Source organism: Pseudomonas neuropathica (genome assembly GCF_015461835.1).
In the GTDB taxonomy this organism is placed as follows: domain Bacteria; phylum Pseudomonadota; class Gammaproteobacteria; order Pseudomonadales; family Pseudomonadaceae; genus Aquipseudomonas; species Aquipseudomonas neuropathica.
In genome coordinates this window covers 261878-287971 of record NZ_JACOPX010000003.1, presented here as the reverse complement: position 1 = coordinate 287971, position 26094 = coordinate 261878, and the positions used below count along the sequence as shown (strand labels likewise).

The window sequence follows — 26094 nt, the reverse complement described above, 5'->3', positions numbered from 1 at the left end:
ATGAGGCCTGAATTGACCAAGCGACATTCGGATCAGTCCGCCCGGCTCAAAGATGTCCACAAAAGCTGCGCCGCATAACCTCGATAAGGCCGCCAATCTTCTGCCCGCAAAGACAACTCCCGCGTCGTCGGCCGCACGCCCTCCAACACTTCCAATGCCCGCAACAACCCGACATCGCCATAGGGAAACCCATCCAGATCACGCAACTGCCGCAACGCAATGTACTGCGCCGTCCACTCGCCAATCCCGTGCAACGCCAACAACCGCGCCACCCCACTGTCACGATGCGGTTCAAACAAGTCAGGCTCATCGAGCAACGCCTGCGCCACACCTGACAGCGTCCGCCCGCGACTTTTCGGCATGCCCAGCGTTGCCAGATCTGCCGCCGCCAACACGTTCGCCTCGGGAAACACGTGAGTCAGCCCCGGCACGCCCGAATCCAGCGGCGCGCCATATTGCGCAACCAGTTTCCCCGCCAGGCGAATCGCCGCAACCACGCTAATCTGCTGCCCGAGCACCGCGCGAAAGGCCAATTCCAAACCATCCCACGCCCCGGGAATCCGCAACCCCGGGCACGCGGCGATCAACCGCGCCAGCAACGGATCATTGGCCAGATGCCCTTGCATCAGCGCCAGATCCGCATCCAGATCAAACATCCGCCGCAACCTGACAACGATCTCGGGCACCACCAACGGATCAGGAAAATCCAGCTCAACGGCCAAGGCATTCCCTGCCTCAGGCCAAATTGAAACCGTGCCATGAAGCCCGTCCAAACCGATGCTGCGTGAATACACACCGTCGACCACGACCTCCATCCCGACCACCGCCCGTGCCGCCAGAAACCCCAACATCGCGTCCCAGTCATACGGCGGCCGATACTCAAGCGACAACCTCACAACGACAGCACGCCGCTGTACAACCCGTACGCCGCCAGCCCCGCGCCGATGACCACGCAGGTAAAAATGCCCTTCTCGACATGAGTGAACAGTGGCTCACCCGCCTCATGTTTGGCCTTGGCAAACAAAATCACCCCTGGCGCATACAACAGCGCCGACAGCAGCAAATACTTCACCCCACCGGCATACAACAACCACACCGCGTAACCGAGGGCAATGCCACCGATCAGCAGATCCTTGGTGCGCTCGGCCGAGGCGTGTTCGTAGGTTTCGCCACGCCCGCTGAGCAGAACCGCGTAAGCCGCCGACCACAAGTACGGCACCAGAATCATCGACGACGCCAGATAAATCAGACTGGTGTAAGTGCCCGCCGAAAACAGCGTGATCAACAGGAAGATCTGGATCATCACGTTGGTCAGCCACAACGCATTGACCGGGACGTGATTCTTGTTTTCCTTTTTCAGGAACGCCGGCATGGTCTTGTCCTTCGCCGTGGCGAAGAGAATCTCCGCACACAGCAGCGCCCACGACAACAACGCGCCGAGCAGGGAAATCGCCAGGCCAATGCTGATCAACAAGGCGCCCCACGGGCCGACGATGTGCTCAAGCACCGCCGCCAGTGACGGGTTCTGCAAATTCGCCAGTTCCGGCTGGCTCATGATTCCTAGCGACAGCACGTTGACCAGCACCAGCAGCGCCAGCACGCCGATAAAACCGATCACCGTGGCGCGGCCGACGTCGCTGCGTTTCTCCGCCCGCGCCGAGTACACACTGGCGCCTTCGATGCCGATGAACACAAACACCGTGACCAGCATCATGTTGCGCACCTGATCCATTACCCCGCCGAAATTCGGGTTGCTGGTGCCCCAGATGTCGCGGGTAAAAATGTCGGCCTTGAACGCCACCGCCGCGATGACGATGAACATGATCAGCGGCACGACTTTGGCCACCGTGGTCAGTTGATTGATCAGCGCCGCCTCCTTGATCCCGCGCATCACCAGAAAATGCACGGCCCACAGCAACACCGAGGCACAGCCGATGGCGATTGGCGTGTTGCCCTGACCGAACACCGGAAAGAAATAACCGAGGGTACTGAACAGCAGCACGAAATAGCCGACGTTGCCCAGCCACGCACTGATCCAGTAACCCCAGGCGGACGAGAAACCCATGTAGTCGCCAAACCCGGCCTTGGCGTAGGCATAGACGCCCGAGTCCAGTTCCGGCTTGCGATTGGCCAGGGTCTGAAAGACGAACGCCAGAGTCAGCATGCCGATCGCGGTAATCCCCCAACCGATCAGGATCGCCCCGGCATCGGCGCGCGCCGCCATGTTCTGCGGCAGCGAGAAAATCCCCCCGCCAATCATCGAACCCACCACCAGGGCGATCAACGCGCCTAATCGCAGCTTTTGCGTCGGTTGCGACATTTCAGTTTCCCTTTGAGGTGTGGTGAGCGTGCATTTGTAACAACTATTAACTAAACGGATAAAGGTAGATGACGTTTATCAGGTAACGCCAATTAACGCCTGTTTATATATAGCGGATGACGCTAACGCCTAGCACGTTAAGACAGTTTTGTGCGCTGATCCCGATAATTCAATTCTGTACTGAAAACAGAGGCAGAAAATTTGCCAAAAGCTGAAAAAGAACTAGCGTGATAATTCGAAAGTAATAATAGCCATTCCCAAAGATGTAGCCACAACGCCTCTAGGACGGGCCTTGCGGGCAGGATCTTTATGCCTTCAGCCGAAGCCTAAGTCATTCATTAACAATGGAATGTGACCATGCACTGATCTACGTCAGCTGTTTGAACAGACAACAGAACTACGCTGTGATCTCTTCTCTCCTGCAATGGAGTCATGCAAATGTCTGAAGCTCCCGGAAAACTACGACTAGGTGCACTGGTTGCATTGGTAGTCGGTTCAATGATCGGTGGCGGGATATTCTCCTTGCCTCAAAACATGGCCGCCAGCGCCGACGTCGGTGCGGTACTTATCGGTTGGGCCATCACTGCTGTCGGCATGCTCACCCTCGCTTTTGTCTTTCAAACCCTCGCCAATCGCAAGCCTGACCTGGACGGTGGTGTCTACGCCTACGCCAAGGCCGGATTTGGCGATTACATGGGTTTCTCGTCCGCTTGGGGTTACTGGATCAGCGCCTGGCTGGGTAACGTCGGTTACTTCGTTCTGCTGTTCAGCACTCTCGGCTATTTCTTTCCGGTTTTCGGTGAGGGCAACACCGTTGCTGCGGTGATTGGCGCCTCGGTGCTGCTGTGGGCCGTGCACTTTCTGGTGCTGCGCGGGATCAAGGAAGCGGCGTTCATCAACCTGGTGACCACGGTCGCCAAGGTCGTACCGCTGCTGCTGTTCGTGTTGATCGCGGTGTTCGCCTTCAAACTGGACATCTTCACCGCCGACATCTGGGGCATCAAAAACCCGAATCTGGGCAGCGTGATGAACCAGGTGCGCAACATGATGCTGGTCACCGTGTGGGTGTTCATCGGTATCGAGGGCGCGAGCATCTTCTCGGCCCGCGCCGAAAAACGCTCCGACGTGGGTAAGGCCACCGTGATCGGTTTCATCACCGTGCTGCTGTTTCTGGTGCTGGTCAACGTGCTGTCGCTGGGCATCATGACCCAACCGGAACTGGCGAAACTGCAGAACCCGTCGATGGCCGCCGTGCTTGAGCATGTGGTCGGTCACTGGGGGGCAGTGCTGATCAGCGTCGGTCTGATCATCTCGCTGCTGGGGGCGCTGCTGTCGTGGGTGCTGCTGTGTGCGGAGATCATGTTCGCCGCTGCCAAAGACCACACCATGCCCGAGTTCCTGCGCAAGGAAAACGCCAACCACGTACCGGTCAACGCCCTGTGGCTGACCAACGCGATGGTGCAGATTTTCCTGATCATCACGCTGTTCTCGGCCAGTACCTACCTGTCGCTGATCTACCTCGCCACTTCGATGATTCTGGTGCCGTACCTGTGGTCGGCGGCCTATGCCCTGCTGCTGGCGGTGCGCGGCGAAAGCTACGAAGGCTTCGCGGCTGAGCGGCGCAAGGACCTGATTATCGGCGGCATCGCGCTGATCTATGCGGTGTGGCTGCTGTATGCCGGCGGGATCAAGTATCTGCTGCTCTCGGCCCTGCTCTACGCACCTGGCGCGATCCTGTTCGCCAAAGCCAAGCTGGAACTCAAACAACCGGTTTTCACTAACGTCGAGAAGCTGATTTTCGCCGCAGTGGTCGTGGGTGCCCTGGTGGCGGCCTACGGTCTCTACGACGGCTTCCTGACTCTGTAACCCCTGATTATTTTGTTATCTGGAGGATCTGAAATGACCACGGAAAAAGTTAAGTACGGCGTCCATTCCGAAGCCGGCAAACTGCGCAAAGTCATGGTGTGCTCCCCAGGTCTGGCCCATCAGCGGCTGACCCCGAACAACTGCGATGAACTGCTGTTCGACGACGTGCTGTGGGTGGCCCAGGCCAAGCGCGACCACTTCGACTTCGTGACCAAAATGCGCGAGCGCGGCATCGACGTGCTGGAAATGCACAACCTGCTGACCGACATCGTCGCCATCCCTGAGGCGCTGGACTGGATTCTCGAGCGCAAGGTCACCGCCGATTCGGTGGGCCTGGGCCTGATCAACGAAGTCAAATCCTGGCTGAAAAGCCTCGAGCCGCGACACATCGCCGAATTCCTCATCGGCGGCGTATCGGCCGATGATCTGCCGGACAGTTTCGGCGGCAAGACCATCCAGATGTTCCGCGACTTCCTCGGCCATTCGAGCTTCATTCTGCCGCCGCTGCCGAACACCCAGTTCACCCGCGACACCACCTGCTGGATCTACGGTGGCGTGACGCTGAACCCGATGTACTGGCCGGCGCGTCGTCAGGAAACCCTGCTGGCCACCGCCATCTACAAATTCCACCCGCAGTTCACCAATGCCGATTTCGAGATCTGGTACGGCGACCCGGACAAGGATCACGGCAGCTCCACCCTCGAGGGCGGCGACGTCATGCCAATCGGCAACGGCGTGGTGCTGATCGGTATGGGCGAACGTTCGTCCCGTCAGGCCATCGGCCAACTGGCGCTGAACCTGTTCAAAAACAAAGCCGTGGAAAAAGTCATCGTTGCCGGCCTGCCGAAGTCCCGCGCGGCGATGCACCTGGACACCGTGTTCAGCTTCTGCGACCGCGACCTGGTGACAATTTTCCCGGAAGTGGTCAACCAGATCGTCGCCTTCACCCTGCGCCCTGACGAAAGCAAACAGGGCGGCATCGACATCCGCCGCGAAGAAGGCACCTTCCTCGACACCGTGGCCAAAGCCCTCAATCTGCCGAAGCTGCGCGTGGTGGAAACCGGCGGCAACAGCTTCGCCGCCGAACGCGAGCAATGGGACGACGGCAACAACGTGGTGGCCGTGGAACCGGGCGTGGTCATCGGCTACGACCGCAACACCTACACCAACACCCTGCTGCGCAAGGCCGGCGTGGAAGTCATCACCATCAGCGCCGGTGAACTGGGCCGAGGCCGTGGCGGTGGCCACTGCATGACCTGCCCGATCATCCGCGACCCGATCGATTACTAAACGACCATCTCCCCGGCCGCACACACCCCGTAGCGGCCGGGCCGATTACCGAATCCAAGGAGAATCATCATGGCGTTCAACATCCACAACCGTAACCTGCTCAGCCTCGAACACCACACCCCACGTGAGCTGCGTTACCTGCTCGATCTGTCCCGCGACCTCAAACGCGCGAAATACACCGGCACCGAGCAACAGCACCTGAAGGGCAACAACATCGCCCTGATCTTCGAAAAAACCTCGACCCGTACCCGTTGCGCGTTCGAAGTGGCGGCCTATGACCAAGGCGCCAACGTCACCTACATCGACCCGAACTCGTCGCAGATCGGCCACAAAGAAAGCATGAAAGACACCGCCCGTGTGCTGGGGCGCATGTACGACGCCATCGAGTACCGTGGCTTCAAACAGGAAATCGTCGAAGAGCTGGCCAAGTTCGCCGGTGTGCCGGTGTTCAACGGTCTGACTGACGAGTACCACCCGACGCAAATGATCGCCGACGTGCTGACCATGCGTGAACACGCCGACAAGCCGATCCACGAAATCAGCTACGCCTACCTCGGCGATGCGCGCAACAACATGGGCAACTCGCTGCTGCTGGTCGGCGCCAAACTCGGCATGGACGTGCGTATCTGTGCACCGAAAGCCCTGTGGCCACTGGATGATCTGGTCGAGCGTTGCCACAAATATGCAGAAGAAAGTGGCGCACGTATCACCCTGACTGAAGACCCGAAAGCGGCGGTCAAAGGCGTCGACTTCATCCACACCGACGTTTGGGTGTCGATGGGCGAGCCGGTGGAAGCCTGGGCCGAGCGTATCCAGCAACTGCTGCCGTATCAGGTCAACGCTGAACTGATGAAAGCCAGCGGCAACCCGCGCACCAAGTTCATGCACTGCCTGCCGGCGTTCCACAACAGTGATACCAAGGTCGGCAAACAGATCGCCGAGCAGTATCCGCACCTGAAAAACGGCATCGAAGTGACCGACGACGTGTTCGAGTCGCCAGCCTGCATCGCCTTCGAGCAAGCGGAAAACCGCATGCACACGATCAAGGCGATTCTGGTCTCGACCCTGGCTGATCTGTAACTGGCTGATCAGGTTCTCCTGATCAACCAACAACCTGTAGGAGCTGCCGAAGGCTGCGATCTTTTGACTTTGCTTGTTCAAGATCAAGATCAACAGATCGCAGCCTTCGGCAGCTCCTACAGGGTCATCGAACTCTGAAAGGATTGCATTATGCGTATCGTCGTAGCGCTGGGCGGTAACGCCCTGCTCCGCCGTGGTGAACCGATGACCGCTGACAATCAGCGCGCCAACATCCGCATCGCCACCGAGCAAATCGCCAAGATCCATCCCGGCAATCAACTGGTCATCGCCCACGGCAATGGCCCACAAGTCGGCCTGTTGTCGCTGCAAGCGGCGGCCTACACCTCCGTCACCCCTTACCCGCTGGACGTGCTCGGTGCCGAAACCGAAGGCATGATCGGCTACATCATCGAACAGGAACTGGGCAACCTGCTCGACTTCGAAGTGCCGTTCGCCACCCTGCTCACCCAGGTGGAAGTCGACGCCAAGGATCCGGCCTTCCAGAACCCGACCAAGCCGATCGGCCCGGTTTACGAGAAGGCTGAAGCAGAAAAACTCGCCGCCGAAAAAGGCTGGGCGATTGCCCCGGACGGCGACAAATTCCGCCGAGTCGTCGCCAGCCCACGGCCAAAACGCATCTTCGAAATCCGCCCGATCAAGTGGCTGCTGGACAAGGGCAGCATCGTGATTTGCGCCGGTGGTGGCGGCATTCCAACCATGTATGACGAGAACCGCAATCTCAAAGGTATCGAAGCGGTGATCGACAAGGACCTGTGCTCGTCGCTGCTCGCCGAGCAACTGGAAGCCGATCTGCTGGTGATTGCCACGGACGTCAACGCGGCGTTCATCGATTACGGCAAACCGACGCAGAAAGCCATTGCCGAAGCGCACCCGGATGAGCTGGAACGCCTCGGCTTCGCTGCCGGCTCGATGGGGCCGAAGGTGCAGGCAGCCTGCGAATTTGCGCGCCATACTGGCAAGGTTGCGGTGATCGGTTCGCTGGCGGACATCGAAGCGATTGTCCAGGGTACTGCCGGTACTCGAGTGACCACGGCGAAGCCCGGCATCACTTACCGATAATTAGAAACTCCGGGGGCAGACCGAGGGTCTGCCCTTCTCCCATGCCTTGAAAGGAGAAAACCATGGCCCAATTCGAACCCGGTCGCCTGCACATCGAGCGGCATGCGTTGACGCCGGATGACGTCAGTTACAACGTGCACCTCGACTATGAAGTTTTCAGCCATCCGCAAAAAGGCAAAGGGATACAGTTCACCCTGCATGGCAACATGCAGGGCAAGGACATGAAAGAGACCTTCTTCCTGCCCAAAGAGGAGGCCTACAACTTTGCCAACAATGTGACGAAAATCGCCGAGAAGTACGGCATTCCCAAGACGCACAGCCAGATCGGCTCGGTTCACAAGCATTACGACATGATGTTTGAAGACATCCGCAAGCAACTTGATATGAAGTCCGGCGACCCGGTCAATCTTGAGCACTTCGAATAACTCGCAAAAGCCCCTCACCCTAGCCCTCTCCCAAAGGGAGAGGGGACTGACCGAAGTGTCTGATGGCAGACATCGACCTGAAAGACCGAGTCGATTATGGATTCACAGCCGTATTTTCAGGTCGGCGTACCTCGTGAGCATTCCACAATCGGCCCCCTCTCCCTCCGGGAGAGGGCTGGGGTGAGGGTGCTTTTGCTTTCACCTCTCTCCAAGCCCAAGGCATACTTGCCACCCTCCGCTCTGCAGATCACTGAACCGCCCCATGCGTATCCACGTCAGCTTCATCGACCGCGTCGGCATCACCCAGGAAGTCCTGGCTATCCTCGGTGGGCGCAATCTCAATCTGGATGCGGTGGAGATGATCCCGCCCAACGTCTATATCGATGCGCCGACCCTGAGCCCGCAAGTGCTCGAAGAGCTGAAAGATGCTTTGTTTCGCGTGCTCGGCGTGGAGGCGGTGACCGTGGTCGACATCCTCCCCGGCCAGCGTCGGCACTTGCAGCTCGATGCCTTGCTCGCGGCGATGACCGATCCGGTGCTCGCCCTCGACAGCGCCGGTAAAGTGCTGCTGGCCAACCCGGCGTTGATCGCACTCTATGGTCGTGAGCCTGCGGGTGAAAGCGTCTCTGAACTGTTCAACGACCCCGGCCTGCTCGACACCCTGCTCGAACATGGCTTCCGTCTGCCGCTGCGCGAGATCACCGTCAACGGCCAGACTTTGCTGCTCGACGCCACGCCGATCACCGACGCCGGCGCCCTGCTGACCCTGTATCAACCAAACCGCATCGGCGAACAACTCTCGGCGCTGCACCACGACCATGCCGAAGGTTTCGATGCGCTGCTCGGCGAGTCCCCAGCGATCCGCACACTCAAGGCTCGTGCGCAACGGGTTGCCGCCCTCGATGCGCCGCTACTGATCCAGGGCGAAACCGGCACCGGTAAAGAACTGGTCGCCCGCGCCTGCCACGCCATCAGCACGCGACACAGTGCACCGTTTCTGGCCCTCAACTGCGCGGCCCTACCGGAGAACCTCGCCGAAAGCGAACTGTTCGGCTACGCCCCCGGCGCCTTCACGGGAGCAGCGCGCGGCGGTAAACCGGGGCTGATGGAACTGGCCAACCAGGGCACGGTATTCCTCGATGAAATCGGCGAGATGTCGCCGTACTTGCAGGCCAAGCTGCTGCGTTTCTTGAACGACGGCAGCTTCCGCCGCGTGGGCGGTGATCGCGAAGTGAAGGTCAACGTGCGCATCCTCAGCGCGACCCACCGCGATCTGGAAAAAATGGTCAGCGAAGGCTTGTTCCGTGAAGACCTGTTCTATCGTCTCAACGTGCTCAACGTTGAAGTGCCGCCGCTACGCGAGCGCGGGCAGGATATTTTGCTGCTGGCGCGCTATTTCATGCAGCAGGCCTGCGCGCAGATCCAGCGCCCGGTCTGCCGCCTCGCCCCGGGGACTTACCCGGCCCTGCTCGGCAACCGCTGGCCGGGCAACGTGCGGCAATTGCAGAATGTGATCTTCCGCGCGGCGGCGATTTGCGAGAGCAGCCTGGTGGATATTGGCGATCTCGATATTGCCGGCACCTCGGTCGCACGGCAGTCAGACAGCGATGTCGACAGCCTCGAACAAGCGGTCGAGTCCTTCGAAAAAACGCTGCTGGAAAAACTCTACGTCAGCTATCCCTCGACCCGCCAACTGGCCAGCCGCCTGCAAACTTCGCACACGGCCATCGCCCATCGCCTGCGCAAGTACGGCATCCCCAACAAACCCTGAAAAACCACAAATCCCCTGTAGGAGCTGCCGGAGGCTGCGATCTTTTGACTTTGGATGTGTATTGCCCGGGACAGGATCGCAGCCTTCGGCAGCTCCTACAGTCCGGGTTTCCAATTCAAAAAATCAGGGTTCCCAGTTTAAAAACGACCTCCAGCTGTACTGAAAGCGCTACAGCGGAACGATATCGCTACACTCTCCTCCGATCACCGCTGTGCAAGGCTTTGATCCCGTTCAGCTTTTATCCTCGCCCCATGCTGTAGCGATTTCGCTACACGCGTCGGCACGCACCACACGCGAAAACAACACAAATCATTGATTTATAACAACAAATCAACATTGGCCACATTCTTGCTAATCAACCCCTCATAAATAAGGGCCTTCGCGCCCGACTATTCCACCGCGTCCACCAGACGAGTCTGGCCCCCTGAGGAGTTTCCATGAGCGAGTTGCGTTTTACTGAAGATCACGAATGGCTGCGCACCGAAGCTGACGGCAGCGTTACTGTCGGCATCACCGCTTTCGCGCAGAACGCCTTGGGCGACGTGGTGTTCGTGCAACTGCCTGAGCTGCAGGCTTACGAAAAAGGCGCTGAAGCCGCCACCGTGGAATCGGTGAAAGCCGCCAGCGGCGTGTACATGCCCCTCGACGGAGACGTACTGGCAGTCAACCCGGCGCTCGAAGACGCCCCGGAACTGGTCAACGAAGATCCGCTGGGCGAAGGCTGGTTCTTCCGCTTCCAGCCTAGCGACGCCGCCGCTGTCGGCAAATTGCTCGATCAGGACGCGTACGACCGTCTGATCAAAGCCCAAGCCGAAGCCTGAGGAACACCGACATGACTCAAGTAAACCTTGGCACCGCCAACGAATTCATCGCCCGTCACATCGGCCCGCGCGCCGGTGACGAGCAAGCCATGCTCAACAGCCTCGGCTTCGACTCGCTTGAAGCCCTGAGCGCCAGCGTCATCCCGGAAAGCATCAAGGGCACCAGCGTGCTCGGCATGGACGACGGCCTCAGCGAAGCCGATGCCCTGGCGATGATCAAATCCATCGCCGGCAAGAATCAGCTGTTCAAGACCTACATCGGCCAGGGCTACTACAACTGCCACACGCCGTCGCCGATCCTGCGCAACCTCCTGGAAAACCCGGCCTGGTACACCGCGTACACTCCGTACCAGCCAGAAATTTCCCAAGGTCGTCTCGAAGCGCTGCTGAACTTCCAGACCATGATCAGCGACCTCACCGGCCTGCCGATTGCCAACGCCTCGCTGCTCGACGAGGCCACCGCCGCTGCCGAAGCCATGACCTTCTGCAAACGCCTGAGCAAGAACAAGGGCAGCCACCAGTTCTTCGCCTCGATCCACAGCCACCCGCAAACCCTCGACGTGCTGCGCACTCGCGCCGAGCCGCTGGGCATCGACGTGGTTGTTGGCGATGAGCGTGAACTGACTGACGTGACGCCGTTCTTCGGCGCGCTGCTGCAATACCCGGCAAGCAACGGTGATGTGTTCGACTATCGCGAACTGACCGAACGCTTCCACGCCGCCAACGCCTTGGTGGCCGTGGCCGCTGACCTGCTCGCCCTGACTCTGCTGGCCGCCCCGGGCGAGTTCGGCGCGGACGTCGCCATCGGTTCGGCACAACGCTTCGGCGTGCCGCTGGGCTTCGGTGGCCCGCACGCGGCTTACTTCTCCACCAAAGATGCGTTCAAACGCGACATGCCGGGCCGTCTGGTCGGCGTTTCGGTTGACCGCTTCGGCAAGCCGGCGCTGCGTCTGGCGATGCAAACCCGCGAGCAACACATCCGCCGCGAGAAGGCCACCTCGAACATCTGCACCGCGCAAGTGCTGCTGGCCAACATCGCCAGCATGTACGCCGTCTACCACGGCCCGAAAGGCCTGACCCAGATCGCCAACCGCATCCATCACTTGACCGCGATTCTGGCCAAGGGCCTGACCGCGTTGGGCGCGACAGTTGAACAAGCCAGTTTCTTCGACACCCTGACCGTCGCCACCGGTGCGCAAACCGCCGCACTGCACGACAAGGCGCACGCTGCACAGATCAACCTGCGCGTGATCGACGCTCAGCGTCTGGGTCTGTCGGTCGACGAAACCACCACCCAAGCTGACATCGAAACCCTGTGGGGCCTGTTCGCCGACGGCAAGACTCTGCCGGATTTCGCTGCTCTCGCCGCCTCGGTGCAGAGCACCATCCCAGCATCGCTGGTACGTCAGTCGCCGATCCTCAGCCACCCGGTGTTCAACCGTTATCACTCGGAAACCGAGCTGATGCGCTACCTGCGCAAACTGGCGGACAAGGATCTGGCTCTGGATCGCACCATGATCCCGCTGGGTTCGTGCACCATGAAACTCAACGCTGCCAGCGAAATGATCCCGGTGACCTGGGCTGAATTCGGTGCCCTGCACCCGTTCGCCCCGGCCGCGCAAAGTGCCGGTTACCAGCAACTGACCGATGAACTGGAAGCGATGCTCTGCGCCGCCACCGGTTACGACGCGATCTCGCTGCAACCGAACGCCGGTTCGCAAGGCGAATACGCAGGCCTCTTGGCGATCCGCGCCTATCACCAGAGCCGTGGCGATGAGCGTCGCGACATCTGCCTGATTCCGTCGTCCGCCCACGGCACCAACCCGGCCACCGCCAACATGGCTGGCATGCGCGTCGTCGTGACTGCCTGCGATGCCCGTGGCAACGTCGACATCGAAGACCTGCGCGCCAAAGCCATTGAACACCGCGACCACCTCGCCGCGCTGATGATCACTTACCCGTCGACCCACGGCGTGTTCGAAGAAGGCATCCGCGAAATCTGCGGGATCATTCATGACAACGGCGGCCAGGTGTACATCGACGGCGCCAACATGAACGCGATGGTTGGCCTCTGTGCACCGGGCAAGTTCGGCGGTGACGTTTCGCACCTGAACCTGCACAAAACCTTCTGCATCCCGCACGGCGGTGGCGGCCCTGGCGTTGGCCCGATTGGCGTCAAGTCGCACCTGACCCCGTTCCTGCCGGGCCACGGCCAGATGGAGCGCAAGGAAGGCGCGGTCTGCGCAGCACCGTTCGGCAGCGCGAGCATTTTGCCGATCACCTGGATGTACATTCGCATGATGGGTGGCGCAGGCCTGAAACGCGCTTCGCAGCTGGCGATCCTCAATGCCAACTACATTTCCCGCCGTCTCGAAGAGCACTATCCAGTGCTGTATACCGGCAGCAACGGTCTGGTAGCGCACGAATGCATCCTCGATCTGCGTCCGTTGAAAGACAGCAGCGGCATCAGCGTTGATGACGTCGCCAAGCGCCTGATCGACTTCGGCTTCCACGCCCCAACCATGTCGTTCCCGGTCGCCGGCACGCTGATGATCGAGCCGACCGAAAGCGAATCCAAGGAAGAACTGGATCGCTTCTGCGACGCCATGATCCGCATCCGCGAAGAAATCCGTGCGGTGGAAAACGGCACGCTGGACAAGGACGACAACCCGCTGAAAAACGCTCCGCACACGGCGGCAGAGCTGGTTGGCGAGTGGACTCACCCGTACAGCCGCGAGCAGGCCGTGTACCCGGTCGCCTCTTTGATCGAAGGCAAGTACTGGCCGCCGGTCGGTCGTGTCGACAACGTTTTCGGTGATCGCAACCTAGTGTGCGCCTGCCCGTCGATCGAAAGCTACGCTTAAACCAGAAAGAGGCGAACCACTCGCCCCCACCGCTTAACCTGTAGGAGCTGCCGAAGGCTGCGATCTTTTGATCTTGCTGTTGAAAGATCAGGATCAAAAGATCGCAGCCTTCGGCAGCTCCTACAGGGGAACGCATCAAGCCTGATGTTTCGCCAATTCCTATAACAAGAAACCGGAGAACCACTCATGTCGTTAAGCGTGTTCGACCTGTTCAAGATTGGCATCGGCCCCTCCAGTTCCCACACCGTCGGCCCGATGCGTGCTGCTGCGCGGTTCGCCGAAGGCCTGCGACGTGAAAATCTGCTGACCACCACCGCCAGCGTTCGCGTTGAACTCTACGGCTCCCTCGGCGCCACCGGTAAAGGTCACGGCAGCGACAAAGCCGTGCTGCTCGGCCTCGAAGGCGAACATCCCGATACCGTCGATACCGAAACCGTCGCCGCGCGCCTGCAAGAAATTCGCGGCAACGGCCGGCTGAACCTGCTCGGTGAGCACAGCATTGCGTTCAACGAGAAAGAACACCTGGCGATGATCCGCAAACCGCTGGCCTATCACCCCAACGGCATGATCTTTCGCGCCTTCGATGCGGCGGGGATTCAGATCCGCAGCCGCGAGTACTACTCGGTTGGCGGTGGTTTCGTGGTCGACGAGGACGCGGCCGGTGCCGACCGCATCGTCGAAGACGCCACGCCGCTGACCTTCCCGTTCAAAAGCGCCAAGGACCTGCTCAGTCATTGCGCCACCTATGGTCTATCGATCAGCCAGGTGATGCTGACCAACGAAAGTGCCTGGCGACCGGAGGCGGAAACCCGCGCCGGCCTGTTGAAAATCTGGCAGGTGATGCAGGACTGCGTCGCTGCGGGCTGCCGTAACGAAGGTATTTTGCCCGGCGGCTTGAAGGTCAAACGCCGTGCGGCAGCGTTGCATCGGCAACTGTGCAAGAACCCGGAATCGGCGTTGCGCGATCCGTTGTCAGTGCTCGACTGGGTCAACCTCTACGCTTTGGCGGTCAACGAAGAAAACGCCAATGGCGGACGTGTGGTCACCGCGCCCACCAACGGCGCGGCGGGGATCATTCCGGCGGTGCTGCACTACTACATGCGTTTTATCCCCGGCGCGAATGACGACGGCGTCGTACGGTTTCTGCTGACCGCTGCGGCCATCGGCATTCTCTACAAGGAGAACGCATCGATCTCCGGCGCTGAAGTCGGCTGCCAAGGTGAAGTCGGCGTGGCCTGTTCGATGGCGGCCGGTGCGTTGTGCGAAGTGCTCGGTGGCAGCGTGCAGCAAGTCGAGAACGCTGCGGAAATCGGTATGGAGCACAACCTCGGCCTGACCTGCGACCCGATTGGCGGACTGGTGCAAGTGCCGTGCATCGAGCGCAATGCCATGGGCTCGGTGAAAGCCATCAACGCAGTGCGCATGGCCATGCGAGGCGACGGCCAGCATTTCGTCTCCCTCGACAAAGTCATCCGCACCATGCGCCAGACCGGTGCCGACATGAAAAGCAAATACAAAGAGACCGCCCGCGGCGGTCTGGCGGTCAACATTATCGAATGCTGATCAGCCCCGTAACTGCCCCCTCTCCCTCCGGGAGAGAAACGTAACTAACTCCCTCTCCCTCCGGGAGAGGGCTGGGGTGAGGGGCTTTTGATCTTGATCTTGATCTTGCCGCTTACCCCCAAACTCAAATTTTCAAGGAGCCACGCATGTCCACCGAACAACTGTCGAAAACCCCGCTGCACGCTCTGCACATCGAACTCGGCGCCCGCATGGTGCCGTTCGCCGGCTACGACATGCCGGTGCAATACCCGCTCGGCGTGATGAAAGAACACCAGCACACCCGTGAGCAGGCCGGGCTGTTCGACGTCTCGCACATGGGCCAGATTCGCCTGACCGGCGCCAACGCCGCCAAAGCCCTGGAAAGCCTGGTGCCGGTGGACATCATCGACCTGCCGGTGGGCATGCAGCGCTACGCGATGTTCACCAACGACAACGGCGGCATTCTCGACGACCTGATGGTGGCAAACCTCGGTAATGACGAATTGTTCCTGGTGGTCAACGCCGCGTGCAAGGATCAGGACCTGGCCCACCTGCAAAAACACATCGGCGATCAGTGCACCATTACGGCGCTGTTCGAAGAGCGCGCTCTGCTGGCATTGCAAGGTCCGGCGGCGGTCACCGTGCTGGCGCGGCTGGCACCATCCGTTGAAAAAATGACTTTTATGCAGTTCGCCCGTGTCAATCTGCTGGGCGTCGACTGCTTTGTCAGCCGTTCGGGTTACACCGGTGAAGACGGTTTCGAAATCTCGGTACCGGCCGCCGATGCGGAAAAACTCGCGCGCGCCCTGCTCGCCGAACCGGAAGTCCAGGCCATTGGCCTCGGCGCTCGCGACTCACTGCGTCTGGAAGCCGGTCTGTGCCTCTACGGCCACGACATGAACACCGAGACCACGCCGATCGAAGCCAGCTTGCTATGGGCGATCTCCAAGCCACGTCGCGCTGATGGCGCGCGGGCCGGCGGTTTCCCGGGCGCGCAGAACATTTTCGGCCAGCAACAGAATGGCGTGGCGCGCAAACGCGTCGGCTTGCTGCCGCAGGAGCGTACACCCGTGCGTGAAGGCGCAGAAATCGTCAACGAAGCCGGCGAAATCATCGGCAGCGTGTGCAGCGGTGGTTTCGGTCCGACCTTGGGCGGGCCGTTGGCGATGGGTTACCTCGACAGCGCATATGTCACCCTCGACACGCCGGTTTGGGCCATTGTTCGTGGGAAAAAGGTGCAAATGCTTGTAAGCAAAATGCCATTTGTTCCACAACGCTACTATCGCGGCTGATTGACTGTTTCTATAAGTAACGCGATTGCGTTATGCGTGCACTAATGTGTAACGCAATCGCCACAAAAAAGTGCATTTTCTATCAACTGATTCGAATATGAACTTTGCTTATAACGATCGAAAACAATTGAACCGGCTAATCGTCTAAGCCCGCACTAGCGAGAGGATTAACTTGCTCAAGCTCAGTAAAACCGGGGGCTTCGCAGGGCTTGTTTTTTCTCCCGTAGTTGGCGTAGAGTTTCTCCACTGTGTTTGCATGGGTCAGCTTGGAATCGTGACCTGGGCAGTAGCCTACAAGTTAGCTACATCCCGTTCGACGTCTTCTTACTCTCCTGCAACCAGCCCCAGTACTCTTTCATGAGAAAGAGACTGTCATCAATTTTTGCGTCAAAGGAAATAAGAAATGTCCACACGTCAGAGCGGTACCGTCAAGTGGTTTAACGACGAGAAAGGTTTTGGTTTTATCACTCCAGAAAGCGGTCCGGATCTGTTCGTGCATTTCCGCGCCATTCAGGGCAACGGCTTCAAGAGCCTGAAAGAAGGCCAGAAAGTGACCTTCGTTGCTGTGCAGGGCCAGAAAGGCATGCAGGCTGACGAAGTACAAGCAGAAGCCTGATTTTCTGTTACGAAAAAGCCCCTGATGTTGATATCAGGGGCTTTTTTGTGCGCGCGAATCCGTAAAATGGCGCTTCATTTTGCGTCCAGAGGCTGCCATGTCGAAAAACCTGCTCACCCCACAGGGCGATTTTCCTGCCGTTGGTCTAGGCCGGCGTCTGGCGGCGATGTTCTATGACTTTCTGTTGTGCACAGCGCTGCTGATCGTCACCGGTTTCGTTTACAAACTGATCCAGGCCGCGATCATTGGCGAAGAACACCTGCGTGTGCTGACTGATGCCGGAAAAATGGACGGCGACCCGCTCTACTCCACCGTGCTGCTGTTGGTGTTGTTCGCGTTCTTCGCCAAGTTCTGGACCCACGGCGGGCAGACGCTGGGCATGCAGGTGTGGGGCATTCGCGTGCAGAACGCCAATGGCACGGCAATCAGTCTGTGGCAGGCGCTGTTGCGGTTTATGGTGTCGATTGCGTCGTGGGCGTGCGTAGGGCTGGGATTCTTATGGTCGCTGTATGACAAGCAGAAGCGCACGTGGCATGACATCTATTCCGATACCCGCGTGGTGCGGATCCCGAAGAAAACAAAGTAATTCCAGACACCAGATACCACTGTAGGAGTGAGCCTGCTCGCGATAGCGGTATGTCAGTCAATGTTTAAGTCGACTGATACACCGCTATCGCGAGCAGGCTCACTCCTACAGGTTTATTTGTTGCCTGAAAGACCTTAAGCGTTACCGGCCAGCTTCATCCGCGCTGCCTGGGTGAAATCGAGCATGCGCTTCAACGGCCGGATCGCCTGCGGAATCAACGCTGGATCAACAAAGATCTCGTTCGTCCCTTCCTTCAAGCTCTTGAGCGTGCGCTCAAGGGTGTTCATGGCCATCCACGGACAATGTGCGCAACTGCGGCACGCCGCGCCGTTACCGGCGGTTGGCGCCTCGATGAAGACCTTGTCCGGACACAGTTGCTGCATCTTGTAGAAGATGCCACGGTCGGTCGCAACGATCAGGGTCTTGTTCGGCAGCGATTGCGCGGCAGCGATCAACTGGCTGGTGGAACCCACGGCATCCGCCAGTTCGATCACCGACGTGGGCGACTCCGGGTGCACCAGAATCGCAGCGTCCGGGTACAACGCTTTCATGTCTTCAAGCTGCTTGGACTTGAACTCTTCGTGAACGATGCAGGCACCGTCCCACAGCAGCATGTCGGCGCCGGTCTTGCGCTGAATGTAGGTGCCGAGATGCTTGTCCGGCCCCCAGATGATGGTCTCGCCGTTGTCCATCAGGCTTTCGACGATCTCCAGTGCGCAACTTGAAGTCACCACCCAATCAGCTCGAGCCTTAACGGCTGCGGAGGTGTTGGCATAGACCACCACCGTGCGCTCCGGGTGCTGATCGCAGAACGCCGAGAACTCGTCGACCGGGCAACCCAGGTCCAGCGAGCACGTCGCTTCCAGGGTCGGCATCAGCACGCGTTTTTCCGGGTTGAGAATCTTCGCGGTCTCGCCCATGAACTTCACGCCGGCGACCACCACGGTTTTGGCCGGGTGAGCATTGCCGAAGCGGGCCATTTCCAGGGAATCGGAGACGCAACCGCCGGTTTCTTCGGCCAGAGCCTGAATCACCGGGTCGCAATAAAAGTGGGCCACCAGCACCGCGTCCTGAGCCCTGAGCTCGGCGGCGATGGCGGAACGGTAATAAGCCTCTTCCTCGGCCGTCAGCGGTTTGGGCTGTTTGGCATCGAGGTGGGCTTGAACCAGAAGGCGTTCGGAAATCTGCGTCATGTTCGCAAGACCTGCAGGCGCGTTCGCGCGAAAGTCGAGTATACACCCGGCTCCGGACCGCTTGAGGGTACCGCCGGGAGAGTGAGTATTATCAGGCACGGACAGCATTGAAGCTGCGCAAGGCTACAGAATATCCCGTTGATACAAAAGATGATTCTGACCTGCGTCAGCGCTGCGGGCGGTGAAACAACGCATAGCGAAATTGCAGGCAAAAAAAAACCCGGAAATCCTCACTTTCGTGGGCCTTCCGGATTTTCTAAACCGCCAAATATGGTGGGTCGTGTGGGATTCGAACCTACGACCAATTGGTTAAAAGCCAACTGCTCTACCAACTGAGCTAACGACCCGCTGTGTGGTGGCGCGTATAATACTGATTTTTAAGGACTATTCAACACCTTTTTGAAAATAATCAAAAATAAGCTGTTGGGTCGTCCACACCAGCGGCCGCAAAGCCCTCTGCGCGCAGGCGGCAGCTGTCGCATTTACCGCACGCGCGGCCTTCATCGTCGGCCTGATAGCAGGAAACGGTGAGGCCATAATCAACGCCGAGCTTCACGCCCGCCTGGACGATCTGCGCCTTGCTCAGGTTCTGCAGTGGCGCCTGAATGCGGAAGCCGTTGCCTTCGACGCCAGCCTTGGTCGCCAGATTGGCCATGCGCTCGAACGACTCGATGAACTCCGGACGGCAATCCGGGTAACCGGAATAGTCCACGGCGTTGACACCAATGAAGATATCGCGGGCACCCAGCACTTCTGCCCAGCCCAACGCCAGCGAAAGGAACACCGTGTTACGCGCAGGCACGTACGTCACCGGAATGCCTTCGCCCAGCTCCTCCGGAATATCGATGCTGCTGTCGGTCAGGGCCGAACCGCCCATGCCATTCAGATTTAGGCCGATCACCTTGTGCTCCACCACTCCCAGGTCGCGGGCGACGCGGGCAGCGGCGTGCAATTCAGCGTGCGAGCGCTGACCGTAATCGAAACTCATGGTGTAGCAGCTGTAGCCTTCGGCGCGAGCCATGGCCACGACGGTGGCGGAATCGAGGCCGCCGGACAACAGGATAACGGCACGCTTTTCAGTGGTGTTCAGTGGTTCTGTCATATCAGCGCCCCGGCTCGTCATTCCAAAGGTATTTATGCAGCTGCAATTGCAAACGCACGGGCAGGTTGTCAGCCACCACCCAGTCCGCCAGATCCCGAGCATTCAGGTCGTGGTGACTTGGGGAGAACAGCACTTCACCGGCTCGCCGTTCAAGACCGTACTGGATCAGCTTGGACACGGCCCAGTCATAGTCTTCCCGCGAACAGATGACAAACTTCACCTGATCGTTGGGGGTCAGCAGTTCGATATTCTCGTAACGGTTGCGATGGGCTTCTTTCGAGTCCGGCGTTTTCAGATCGACAACCCGACTGACGCGCGGATCGACGGCCGAAATGTCGAGTGCGCCACTGGTTTCCAGCGAAACCTCGTAACCGGCGTCGCACAACTGCTTGAGCAAAGGAATGGCGTTCGGCTGCGCCAGCGGCTCACCGCCGGTGACACAGACGTAGCGCGGACGAAATCCGGCCACTTGCTCGAGGATGTCGTCGAGGGTGCGGATGGTGCCGCCACTGAACGCATAGGCGCTGTCGCAGTATTGGCAACGCAAAGGACAACCGGTCAGGCGCACAAAAACCGTGGGCAGCCCGGCAGTCCGCGTTTCCCCCTGCAACGAGTAGAAAACTTCGGTGATTCTCAATGTGTCTTGCATAGTCGCCACGGGCGTAACAGCTAAACAGGCTGTCCGCCTCCGTCAGGCACTTCAGGCAATCCCGCCAACGCGTAGACCGCAAGAAGCGTGTTTCAGAAAAAGGGCGTGAATTCTAACGAAAAAACCCGCGACAAGCGCGGGTTTCTTCTAAACGGGTAACACGACCTTACATGCGTTGCAGATCGCGTTGAGCCAACTGAGCGGCGGAGGTACCCGGATATTGGGCCACCACCTGCTGCAGAATGCCTTTGACCTTGTCGGTGTGACCGAGGCGGCGCTCTACGTCAGCCAGCTTGTACAGCGAGTCCGGCACTTTAGCGTGCTTGGGATACAGCTGCGAAACCTTGGCGAAAGCCTGACCTGCACCTTGCAGATCGCCTTTGGCCAGATTGACTTCGCCCAACCAGTACTGGGCGTTGCCCGCGTATTGGCTGTTCGGGTATTTGCGCAGGAAAGCGGCAAAAGCCTGGCTGGCCTTGTCGAAATCCTTGGCTTTGATCAGGTCGAAAGCGGCATCGTAATACAGCTTTTCCTTGGCCGGATCACCCGGTTCGCTGCTTGCAGCAGGTGCCTGGGCAGCAGCCCCGGCGCCAGCGGCAGCACCGGCAGCAGCACTTGCATCGCCACCGGCAGAAGAATTCTCAGGAGTCGCGGCAGGTGCAACGCCGGATCCTATGCGCCGATCAAGATCCTGGTATCGCTCCAGGGATTCCTGCTTCATGCGCGCAACCTGATTCTGCAGTTCTTCGATCACGCCTTGCTGGCGAGAAATCTGATCCTGCATCTGTTGCAATTGGTTGAACAGCATGCCTTGTGCCGAGGCAGGGGCCGAAGCCGCTCCCCCGGCATAGGCGCCGTTCGTACCGTAACCTGCAGGCGGATAACTGCTCCCGCTATTGTTATAACCGGAGTTGTCATCGACCACAGGAACCGCAGCCCACGCCGCAAGCGGCGCAAGGCTGAGAGCCAGAACAGTTACAGCACGACGGCACGTTCGCATATCGAATTACTTACGCAGTTCGACGCGACGGTTTTGAGCCCAGGACTGCTCGTCGTTGCCGGTAGCAACTGGACGCTCTTCGCCGTAGGAAACCAGTTCCAGCTGAGCTGGGGAAACACCTTGCAGTACCAGGTAGCGCTGAACGGCTTTCGCACGACGCTCGCCCAGTGCCATGTTGTACTCACGAGTACCACGTTCGTCGGTGTTGCCTTCCAGAACAACGCGAGCGCCGTTTGCTTTCAGGTCTTTGGCGTGAACGTCCAGAGCGCGCATGGCTTCTGGCTTCAGGTCCGAGCTGTCGTATTCGAAGTAGAAGGTGGTGATTGCGCGCAGAGCAGCTTCTTCGCTCAGGGAACCGTCAACGGCACCAGTGTTTGCGCCGTAACCAGCGTTTGGATCAACAGCGCCTTCACCGGCGTTGTCGCCGCCTTTGGACGAGCAACCTACAGCTACAGCCATGGCCAGAGCCAGCGCAGCAAATTTACCAAACTTCAGCATTTCCATCGTGAAACTCCTAATGAACCCCAGTGTGTTAAGTAAAACGTGTAGCGCCCGCTCACTTCAGGTAAGGGGACCAGGACGGTTCTCTGACTTCGCCTTGAGCGGTAGGAAGCGGGAGCCTAACGCGTCCATTAATGGACACGAGCATCAAGACTCCCCGGCCCTGTTGGCGGGTGGCGTAGATTACCATGGTGCCGTTGGGCGCAACAGTAGGTGACTCGTCCAGAGTGCTATCAGTGAGGATCTTTACACTCCCTCGCTGCAGATCCTGAGCTGCCACCTTGAAATTGGTGAAGCCATCCTGACGATGGATCATCACCAAAGTCTTTTCATCAGCCGACAGTTTCGGGTTGGCGTTGTAATTACCTACAAACGTCACCCGCTCGGCACCACCGCCACTGGCGCTGGTTTTGTAGATCTGAGGCTTGCCGCCGCGGTCCGAGGTGAAGTAGATGGTCGAACCATCCTTGCCCCAGTACGGTTCGGTGTTGATGCCAGGACCTGCGGTCACACGGGTGATCTGACGCGAAGCCAGGTTCATCACGTAGATGTCCGGGTTACCGTCCTTCGACAGTACGAACGCCAGGCGATCACCGTTGGGCGACCAGGCTGGCGCGCCGTTCAGACCTTCGAAGTTGGTGATCTGCTCACGGCGACCGGTGTCGATGTTCTGCATGAAGATGCGTGGGCGCTTTTGCTCGAACGACACATAGGCGATGCGCTTGCCATCCGGTGCAAAACGCGGCGACAGGATTGGCTCACGCGATTGCAGCAGAGTCACTGCGCGGGCGCCGTCGTAGTCGGAGCGTTGCAGGGTGTAACGGGTGTTCTTCTCGGAGAAACGCTCAGCCGTCACGTACAGCAGACGCGTCGAGAACGCACCTTCAATACCGGTCAGTTTCTGGAACGACTGGTCGGAGATGAAGTGTGCCATGTCACGCAGTTGCTCGGTGGTACCGGAAACACTGCCGTCAGCCACTTTCTGTTCGGTGGCCACGTTGAACAGTGCCCACTGCACCTGCAGGCGACCGCCGGCTGGCGCAATGCTGCCGACCATCATGTATTGAGCACCCACCGCCTTCCAGTCACGGAAGATGATTTCGCTCGGCTGGCTTGGCTGGCTGATCATGTTTTGCTTTGGAATCGGCGAGTAGTAGCCCGAGTTGCGCAAATCGTTACCAATGATTTCTGCCATGTCGTCCGGCAGAACTGCACCGCCCTGCATACCGAACGGTACAACGGCGATCGGAGTAGCCCGATCGCTGCCGCTGGTAACCAGAATGTTCTTTTCATCCGCCATCGCGATCCCTGCCATGCAGCAGATCACGACCAGCATTCCTCGAAGAAGGTTTCTCACAAGGCTAGATCCTCAGGTGTGAATGTCATCTTGAATGAACGATACGGAGCGAAATCGCTCGGCTTCATTCCCTGCATTTCTGTCAAACGTCCAATATTCTTAACTGCCGCGACTGCCGACGCATCGAACGGACCATCGCCACTGGACTTGGCCACGCTGACCGAAGTCACCGTACCGTCCGGCAACATGCCGATCTGCAGTACAACTGTCATGCCTTTGCGTGCCGAAGGTGGACGGGCCCAACCTTCTGCCGCTCGCGCACGAATCAGGTCATCGAAACTGCCCGCGACTTCGTCACCCTGCTCATCGGCCAAGGCTTGCTGGCGCTGCGGCGTATCGGAAAGCAAGTCGGCCAAGGCCTGAGCCTTTTTGTCTTCAGTCGATTTACGTGCCGCATCCTGCGCTTTCTTCTTCGCAGCATCGGCAGCAGCTTTCTTCTTCGCTTCGTCGGCGATTTTCTTCTTCGCCTCTTCAGCTTCAGCTTTCTTCTTGGCGTCTTCGGCGGCTTTCTTCTTCGCGTCTTCGACGATCTTCTTCTTGGCTTCTTCAGCAGCGGCTTTCTTGGCCTCTTCTTCAGCAGCCTTTTTCGCTTCTTCTTCAGATTTCTTCTTGGCTATATCAGCCAATTTTTTCTCTTCAGCCTTCTTGGCTTCGGCGGTCTTCTTGGCTTCGTCGGCTTTTTTGGCTTCATCAGCCTTTTTCGCCTCGTCTGCTTTCTTCGACTCGTCGGCCTTCTTGGCTTCCTCGGCTTTTTGAGCCGCTTCTTCTTTCTTTTGTTCCGCAGCGGCCTTGATCTCTTCCTGCTCGACCTTCTTCTGCTCCATCTGCTCGACTTCGGTCTGGCGCGCGGCGGATTTCTTCGCCTCACCCGCAATCTTCTGATTGGTCTGGGTGGTTGCCTGACTTTTCGATTTCAGCTGGTAGAGGGTCGCCTGGACAATCGGTTTGGCCGGCGGCAGCTCTGGTGTAAAGGCAAAACTGACGAACAGCATGCCGAACACCAGCACGTGCAGGACAATTGCCAGAACACTAGGCCAGAAGTAGCTTTCCGAGGCGGACGGCTCTCGCTGTTGCTGCATCAGGGGGCCTCGGTAATCAAACCAACATTACCGACCCCGGCTTTCTGCAACCCGCCCATGGCGCCCATGACGGAACCGTAGTCGACGGTCTTGTCACCGCGGATGAAGACCTGGGTACGCTTGCCGCCTTCAGTGCCGGCACGAATGATCTTGGTCACCGCGTCGGTCATTTGCGGCAGGGTCATGGCCCTGTCCTGTTGCTTCTCGGTATCGACTTCGCTGCCAAGGTTCCAGTAGTAGGTCTTGTCAGCCTTGATCGAAATGGTCAGGACCTGTGTGTTGTTGTCCTGCGGCAAGGCTTCGCTGGAAACCTTGGGCAGATCAACTTTCACGCCCTGATTGAGCATCGGCGCGGTCACCATAAAAATGACCAGCAGTACCAACATCACGTCGATGTAAGGCACCACGTTCATCTCGGCGACCGGCTTGCGCTTTTTGCGAGCTCGAGCGATTAAAGCCATTGGAAAATACCTGCTTATTCTTCGCTGGTGTGCACTTTGCGGTGCAGGATCGCCTGGAATTCATCGGCGAAGGTGTAGTAGCGGCCCAGCAGGGTTTCGCTGCGAGCGGCGAAACGGTTGTAGGCGATTACTGCAGGGATCGCCGCGAACAGGCCGATCGCGGTGGCGATCAGGGCTTCGGCGATACCCGGGGCCACGGTGGCCAGGGTTGCTTGCTGGGCGCTGGCCAGACCGCGGAAGGAGTTCATGATGCCCCACACCGTACCGAACAGACCGATGTACGGGCTGACCGAACCGACGGTGGCGAGGAACGGCAGGCTCTGCTCCAGTTTCTCTTCTTCACGGGAGATGGCTACACGCATGGCACGGGCCACGCCTTCCATGACCGCTTCAGGATCGACACCTGGCTGCTGACGCAGACGGGAGAATTCCTTGAAACCGGCGCGGAAGATCTGCTCCACACCCGAATCAGGGTCAGGGTTGCTGCCCGCCTGACGGTACAGCTTGGACAGATCGATACCCGACCAGAAGCGCTCTTCGAAGCTCTCCAGGGCACGTCGACCGGCACGCAGCAGATTGCTGCGCTGAAAGATCATGATCCATGAGGTCACCGATGCGGCCACCAGGGTCAACATTACCAACTGCACCACGATGCTGGCATTGCTGACCAGGCTCCACATGGAGGAATGGTCGACGACGTTAGCTTCCACGCTTTATCTCCTGCTTTGAGTGTGTACCCGGGCCGACCGCGTCGGCGAAGGCCGCACGCAAGTCTTCGGGAAGGGCCCGGGGTTTCAAACTGTTAGTGCGCACACAGGCCACCAGAAACTGCCCTTCACAGAGCAGCACATTATCCGTAGCCCGCCTGACCTGCTGTTTGAAGCGCAGGCTGGCACGGTTCAATTCGATTACTTCAGCGCTTACCAGCAGTTCGTCGTCCAGTCGCGCCGGCGCGTGATAGCGCGCTTCGCTGGAGTGCACGACGAACAACAGGTCCTCCCCGGCAAGCGCAGATTGGGCAAAGCCCAGTTCGCGGAGCCGCTCGGTTCGAGCCCGTTCCATAAACTTGAGGTAATTAACGTAATACACGATGCCGCCCGCATCGGTGTCCTCGTAATAAACGCGACAACGATGTGCGAACGACTCAAGCCCGTTTTGCGCGCGCATACTCTAGTGCTTACTCCTCAGGTTGCCAATCC

The 26094-nt window shown here is 59.0% G+C and carries 24 protein-coding genes and 1 tRNA gene; 12 read left to right on the top strand and 13 right to left on the bottom strand.

Features of this window, described 5'->3' with window-relative positions; all coding sequences use genetic code 11:
* Nucleotides 1–32 precede the first annotated feature (32 nt).
* Together H8F23_RS05165 and arcD (H8F23_RS05160) are read right to left on the bottom strand one after the other, a co-directional pair.
* Nucleotides 33–896, bottom strand: coding sequence for a DNA-3-methyladenine glycosylase family protein (locus tag H8F23_RS05165; protein ID WP_194933630.1), 864 nt, complete (start codon nucleotides 894–896; stop codon nucleotides 33–35).
* Nucleotides 893–2320 (bottom strand): arginine-ornithine antiporter, encoded by a 1428-nt coding sequence (gene arcD / locus H8F23_RS05160; RefSeq protein ID WP_194933629.1) that lies wholly within the window; start codon nucleotides 2318–2320, stop codon nucleotides 893–895. Before arcD (H8F23_RS05160) ends, H8F23_RS05165 begins: the two co-directional genes overlap by 4 nt.
* A gap of 438 nt (nucleotides 2321–2758) precedes the next feature.
* On the opposite strand from arcD (H8F23_RS05160), the gene arcD (H8F23_RS05155) reads away from it, so the two are divergent.
* The 12 genes from arcD (H8F23_RS05155) to H8F23_RS05100 all read left to right on the top strand — a co-directional run bounded on the left by arcD (H8F23_RS05155) (nucleotide 2759) and on the right by H8F23_RS05100 (nucleotide 17553).
* The gene (gene arcD / locus H8F23_RS05155) at nucleotides 2759–4186 is read left to right on the top strand and encodes an arginine-ornithine antiporter (RefSeq protein WP_194933628.1); all 1428 of its coding nucleotides are present in this window, start codon (nucleotides 2759–2761) and stop codon (nucleotides 4184–4186) included.
* Nucleotides 4187–4219: 33 nt separating this feature from the next.
* Nucleotides 4220–5476, top strand: a complete 1257-nt coding sequence (gene arcA / locus H8F23_RS05150; protein ID WP_194933627.1) for an arginine deiminase — start codon at nucleotides 4220–4222, stop codon at nucleotides 5474–5476.
* Nucleotides 5477–5545: 69 nt separating this feature from the next.
* Nucleotides 5546–6556 (top strand): ornithine carbamoyltransferase, encoded by a 1011-nt coding sequence (locus H8F23_RS05145; RefSeq protein ID WP_008086805.1) that lies wholly within the window; start codon nucleotides 5546–5548, stop codon nucleotides 6554–6556.
* Between the two features lie 150 nt (nucleotides 6557–6706).
* A complete protein-coding gene (arcC, locus tag H8F23_RS05140; protein WP_194933626.1) occupies nucleotides 6707–7636 on the top strand; it encodes a carbamate kinase in 930 nt (309 codons plus the stop codon).
* 62 nt (nucleotides 7637–7698) lie between these two features.
* Nucleotides 7699–8061, top strand: coding sequence for a DUF5064 family protein (locus H8F23_RS05135; RefSeq protein WP_194933625.1), 363 nt, complete (start codon nucleotides 7699–7701; stop codon nucleotides 8059–8061).
* 262 nt (nucleotides 8062–8323) lie between these two features.
* Nucleotides 8324–9832 carry a sigma-54-dependent transcriptional regulator gene (locus H8F23_RS05130; RefSeq protein ID WP_141126306.1) on the top strand — a complete coding sequence of 503 codons (1509 nt, stop codon included), beginning with the start codon at nucleotides 8324–8326 and terminating at the stop codon, nucleotides 9830–9832.
* Nucleotides 9833–10269: 437 nt separating this feature from the next.
* Nucleotides 10270–10653 (top strand): glycine cleavage system protein GcvH, encoded by a 384-nt coding sequence (gene gcvH / locus H8F23_RS05125; RefSeq protein WP_016983835.1) that lies wholly within the window; start codon nucleotides 10270–10272, stop codon nucleotides 10651–10653.
* Nucleotides 10654–10664: 11 nt separating this feature from the next.
* The gene (gcvP, locus tag H8F23_RS05120; RefSeq protein WP_194933624.1) at nucleotides 10665–13517 is read left to right on the top strand and encodes an aminomethyl-transferring glycine dehydrogenase; all 2853 of its coding nucleotides are present in this window, start codon (nucleotides 10665–10667) and stop codon (nucleotides 13515–13517) included.
* Nucleotides 13518–13703: 186 nt separating this feature from the next.
* A complete protein-coding gene (locus H8F23_RS05115) occupies nucleotides 13704–15080 on the top strand; it encodes an L-serine ammonia-lyase (RefSeq protein ID WP_194933623.1) in 1377 nt (458 codons plus the stop codon).
* A gap of 146 nt (nucleotides 15081–15226) precedes the next feature.
* Nucleotides 15227–16351 (top strand): glycine cleavage system aminomethyltransferase GcvT, encoded by a 1125-nt coding sequence (gene gcvT, locus H8F23_RS05110; RefSeq protein WP_194933622.1) that lies wholly within the window; start codon nucleotides 15227–15229, stop codon nucleotides 16349–16351.
* Nucleotides 16352–16754: 403 nt separating this feature from the next.
* Nucleotides 16755–16967: a cold-shock protein gene (locus tag H8F23_RS05105; RefSeq protein ID WP_003227496.1), complete on the top strand. Its 213-nt coding sequence runs from the start codon at nucleotides 16755–16757 to the stop codon at nucleotides 16965–16967.
* A 97-nt stretch (nucleotides 16968–17064) separates the two neighbouring features.
* Nucleotides 17065–17553 carry an RDD family protein gene (locus H8F23_RS05100; protein WP_194933621.1) on the top strand — a complete coding sequence of 163 codons (489 nt, stop codon included), beginning with the start codon at nucleotides 17065–17067 and terminating at the stop codon, nucleotides 17551–17553.
* A gap of 134 nt (nucleotides 17554–17687) precedes the next feature.
* Here the strand turns inward: H8F23_RS05100 and nadA are convergent, their stop codons facing one another.
* The 11 genes from nadA to ybgC form a co-directional block, all read right to left on the bottom strand.
* Nucleotides 17688–18746 carry a quinolinate synthase NadA gene (nadA, locus tag H8F23_RS05095; protein ID WP_024014083.1) on the bottom strand — a complete coding sequence of 353 codons (1059 nt, stop codon included), beginning with the start codon at nucleotides 18744–18746 and terminating at the stop codon, nucleotides 17688–17690.
* A gap of 271 nt (nucleotides 18747–19017) precedes the next feature.
* Nucleotides 19018–19093 (bottom strand) — tRNA-Lys (locus H8F23_RS05090).
* A gap of 62 nt (nucleotides 19094–19155) precedes the next feature.
* Nucleotides 19156–19848, bottom strand: a complete 693-nt coding sequence (queC, locus tag H8F23_RS05085) for a 7-cyano-7-deazaguanine synthase QueC (protein WP_194933620.1) — start codon at nucleotides 19846–19848, stop codon at nucleotides 19156–19158.
* Nucleotide 19849: 1 nt separating this feature from the next.
* Nucleotides 19850–20497 carry a 7-carboxy-7-deazaguanine synthase QueE gene (queE, locus tag H8F23_RS05080; protein ID WP_007951198.1) on the bottom strand — a complete coding sequence of 216 codons (648 nt, stop codon included), beginning with the start codon at nucleotides 20495–20497 and terminating at the stop codon, nucleotides 19850–19852.
* Between the two features lie 166 nt (nucleotides 20498–20663).
* Complete coding sequence (gene ybgF / locus H8F23_RS05075; protein ID WP_007912724.1) at nucleotides 20664–21497, bottom strand: tol-pal system protein YbgF; 834 nt, start codon at nucleotides 21495–21497, stop codon at nucleotides 20664–20666.
* A gap of 6 nt (nucleotides 21498–21503) precedes the next feature.
* Entirely contained in the window at nucleotides 21504–22001 is a 498-nt protein-coding gene (gene pal, locus H8F23_RS05070) for a peptidoglycan-associated lipoprotein Pal (protein WP_003178634.1), read from the bottom strand.
* A 52-nt stretch (nucleotides 22002–22053) separates the two neighbouring features.
* A complete protein-coding gene (tolB, locus tag H8F23_RS05065; RefSeq protein ID WP_016983828.1) occupies nucleotides 22054–23334 on the bottom strand; it encodes a Tol-Pal system beta propeller repeat protein TolB in 1281 nt (426 codons plus the stop codon).
* A gap of 17 nt (nucleotides 23335–23351) precedes the next feature.
* On the bottom strand, nucleotides 23352–24434 hold the full coding sequence (gene tolA, locus H8F23_RS05060) for a cell envelope integrity protein TolA (protein ID WP_093430487.1): 1083 nt from the start codon (nucleotides 24432–24434) through the stop codon (nucleotides 23352–23354).
* Nucleotides 24434–24886, bottom strand: a complete 453-nt coding sequence (tolR, locus tag H8F23_RS05055; RefSeq protein WP_161806672.1) for a protein TolR — start codon at nucleotides 24884–24886, stop codon at nucleotides 24434–24436. Before tolR ends, tolA begins: the two co-directional genes overlap by 1 nt.
* A 23-nt stretch (nucleotides 24887–24909) precedes the next feature.
* Nucleotides 24910–25605: a protein TolQ gene (tolQ, locus tag H8F23_RS05050; RefSeq protein WP_008080223.1), complete on the bottom strand. Its 696-nt coding sequence runs from the start codon at nucleotides 25603–25605 to the stop codon at nucleotides 24910–24912.
* Nucleotides 25595–26062 (bottom strand): tol-pal system-associated acyl-CoA thioesterase, encoded by a 468-nt coding sequence (ybgC, locus tag H8F23_RS05045; protein ID WP_194933619.1) that lies wholly within the window; start codon nucleotides 26060–26062, stop codon nucleotides 25595–25597. The genes tolQ and ybgC overlap by 11 nt, the downstream gene beginning before the upstream one ends.
* Between the last annotated feature and the right edge of the window lie 32 nt (nucleotides 26063–26094).

Coding starts and splice junctions, on each gene's coding strand:
- queE (WP_007951198.1), bottom strand. CDS start 20,497: ATGCAAGACACATTGAGAATCACCGAAGTTTTCTACTCGTTGCAGGGG.
- queC (WP_194933620.1), bottom strand. CDS start 19,848: ATGACAGAACCACTGAACACCACTGAAAAGCGTGCCGTTATCCTGTTG.
- H8F23_RS05145 (WP_008086805.1), top strand. CDS start 5,546: ATGGCGTTCAACATCCACAACCGTAACCTGCTCAGCCTCGAACACCAC.
- ybgF (WP_007912724.1), bottom strand. CDS start 21,497: ATGCGAACGTGCCGTCGTGCTGTAACTGTTCTGGCTCTCAGCCTTGCG.
- arcA (WP_194933627.1), top strand. CDS start 4,220: ATGACCACGGAAAAAGTTAAGTACGGCGTCCATTCCGAAGCCGGCAAA.
- H8F23_RS05135 (WP_194933625.1), top strand. CDS start 7,699: ATGGCCCAATTCGAACCCGGTCGCCTGCACATCGAGCGGCATGCGTTG.
- gcvH (WP_016983835.1), top strand. CDS start 10,270: ATGAGCGAGTTGCGTTTTACTGAAGATCACGAATGGCTGCGCACCGAA.
- tolB (WP_016983828.1), bottom strand. CDS start 23,334: ATGCTGGTCGTGATCTGCTGCATGGCAGGGATCGCGATGGCGGATGAA.
- tolA (WP_093430487.1), bottom strand. CDS start 24,434: ATGCAGCAACAGCGAGAGCCGTCCGCCTCGGAAAGCTACTTCTGGCCT.
- nadA (WP_024014083.1), bottom strand. CDS start 18,746: ATGACGCAGATTTCCGAACGCCTTCTGGTTCAAGCCCACCTCGATGCC.
- gcvP (WP_194933624.1), top strand. CDS start 10,665: ATGACTCAAGTAAACCTTGGCACCGCCAACGAATTCATCGCCCGTCAC.
- arcC (WP_194933626.1), top strand. CDS start 6,707: ATGCGTATCGTCGTAGCGCTGGGCGGTAACGCCCTGCTCCGCCGTGGT.
- H8F23_RS05130 (WP_141126306.1), top strand. CDS start 8,324: ATGCGTATCCACGTCAGCTTCATCGACCGCGTCGGCATCACCCAGGAA.
- H8F23_RS05105 (WP_003227496.1), top strand. CDS start 16,755: ATGTCCACACGTCAGAGCGGTACCGTCAAGTGGTTTAACGACGAGAAA.
- ybgC (WP_194933619.1), bottom strand. CDS start 26,062: ATGCGCGCGCAAAACGGGCTTGAGTCGTTCGCACATCGTTGTCGCGTT.
- H8F23_RS05115 (WP_194933623.1), top strand. CDS start 13,704: ATGTCGTTAAGCGTGTTCGACCTGTTCAAGATTGGCATCGGCCCCTCC.
- arcD (WP_194933629.1), bottom strand. CDS start 2,320: ATGTCGCAACCGACGCAAAAGCTGCGATTAGGCGCGTTGATCGCCCTG.
- arcD (WP_194933628.1), top strand. CDS start 2,759: ATGTCTGAAGCTCCCGGAAAACTACGACTAGGTGCACTGGTTGCATTG.
- pal (WP_003178634.1), bottom strand. CDS start 22,001: ATGGAAATGCTGAAGTTTGGTAAATTTGCTGCGCTGGCTCTGGCCATG.
- H8F23_RS05100 (WP_194933621.1), top strand. CDS start 17,065: ATGTCGAAAAACCTGCTCACCCCACAGGGCGATTTTCCTGCCGTTGGT.
- gcvT (WP_194933622.1), top strand. CDS start 15,227: ATGTCCACCGAACAACTGTCGAAAACCCCGCTGCACGCTCTGCACATC.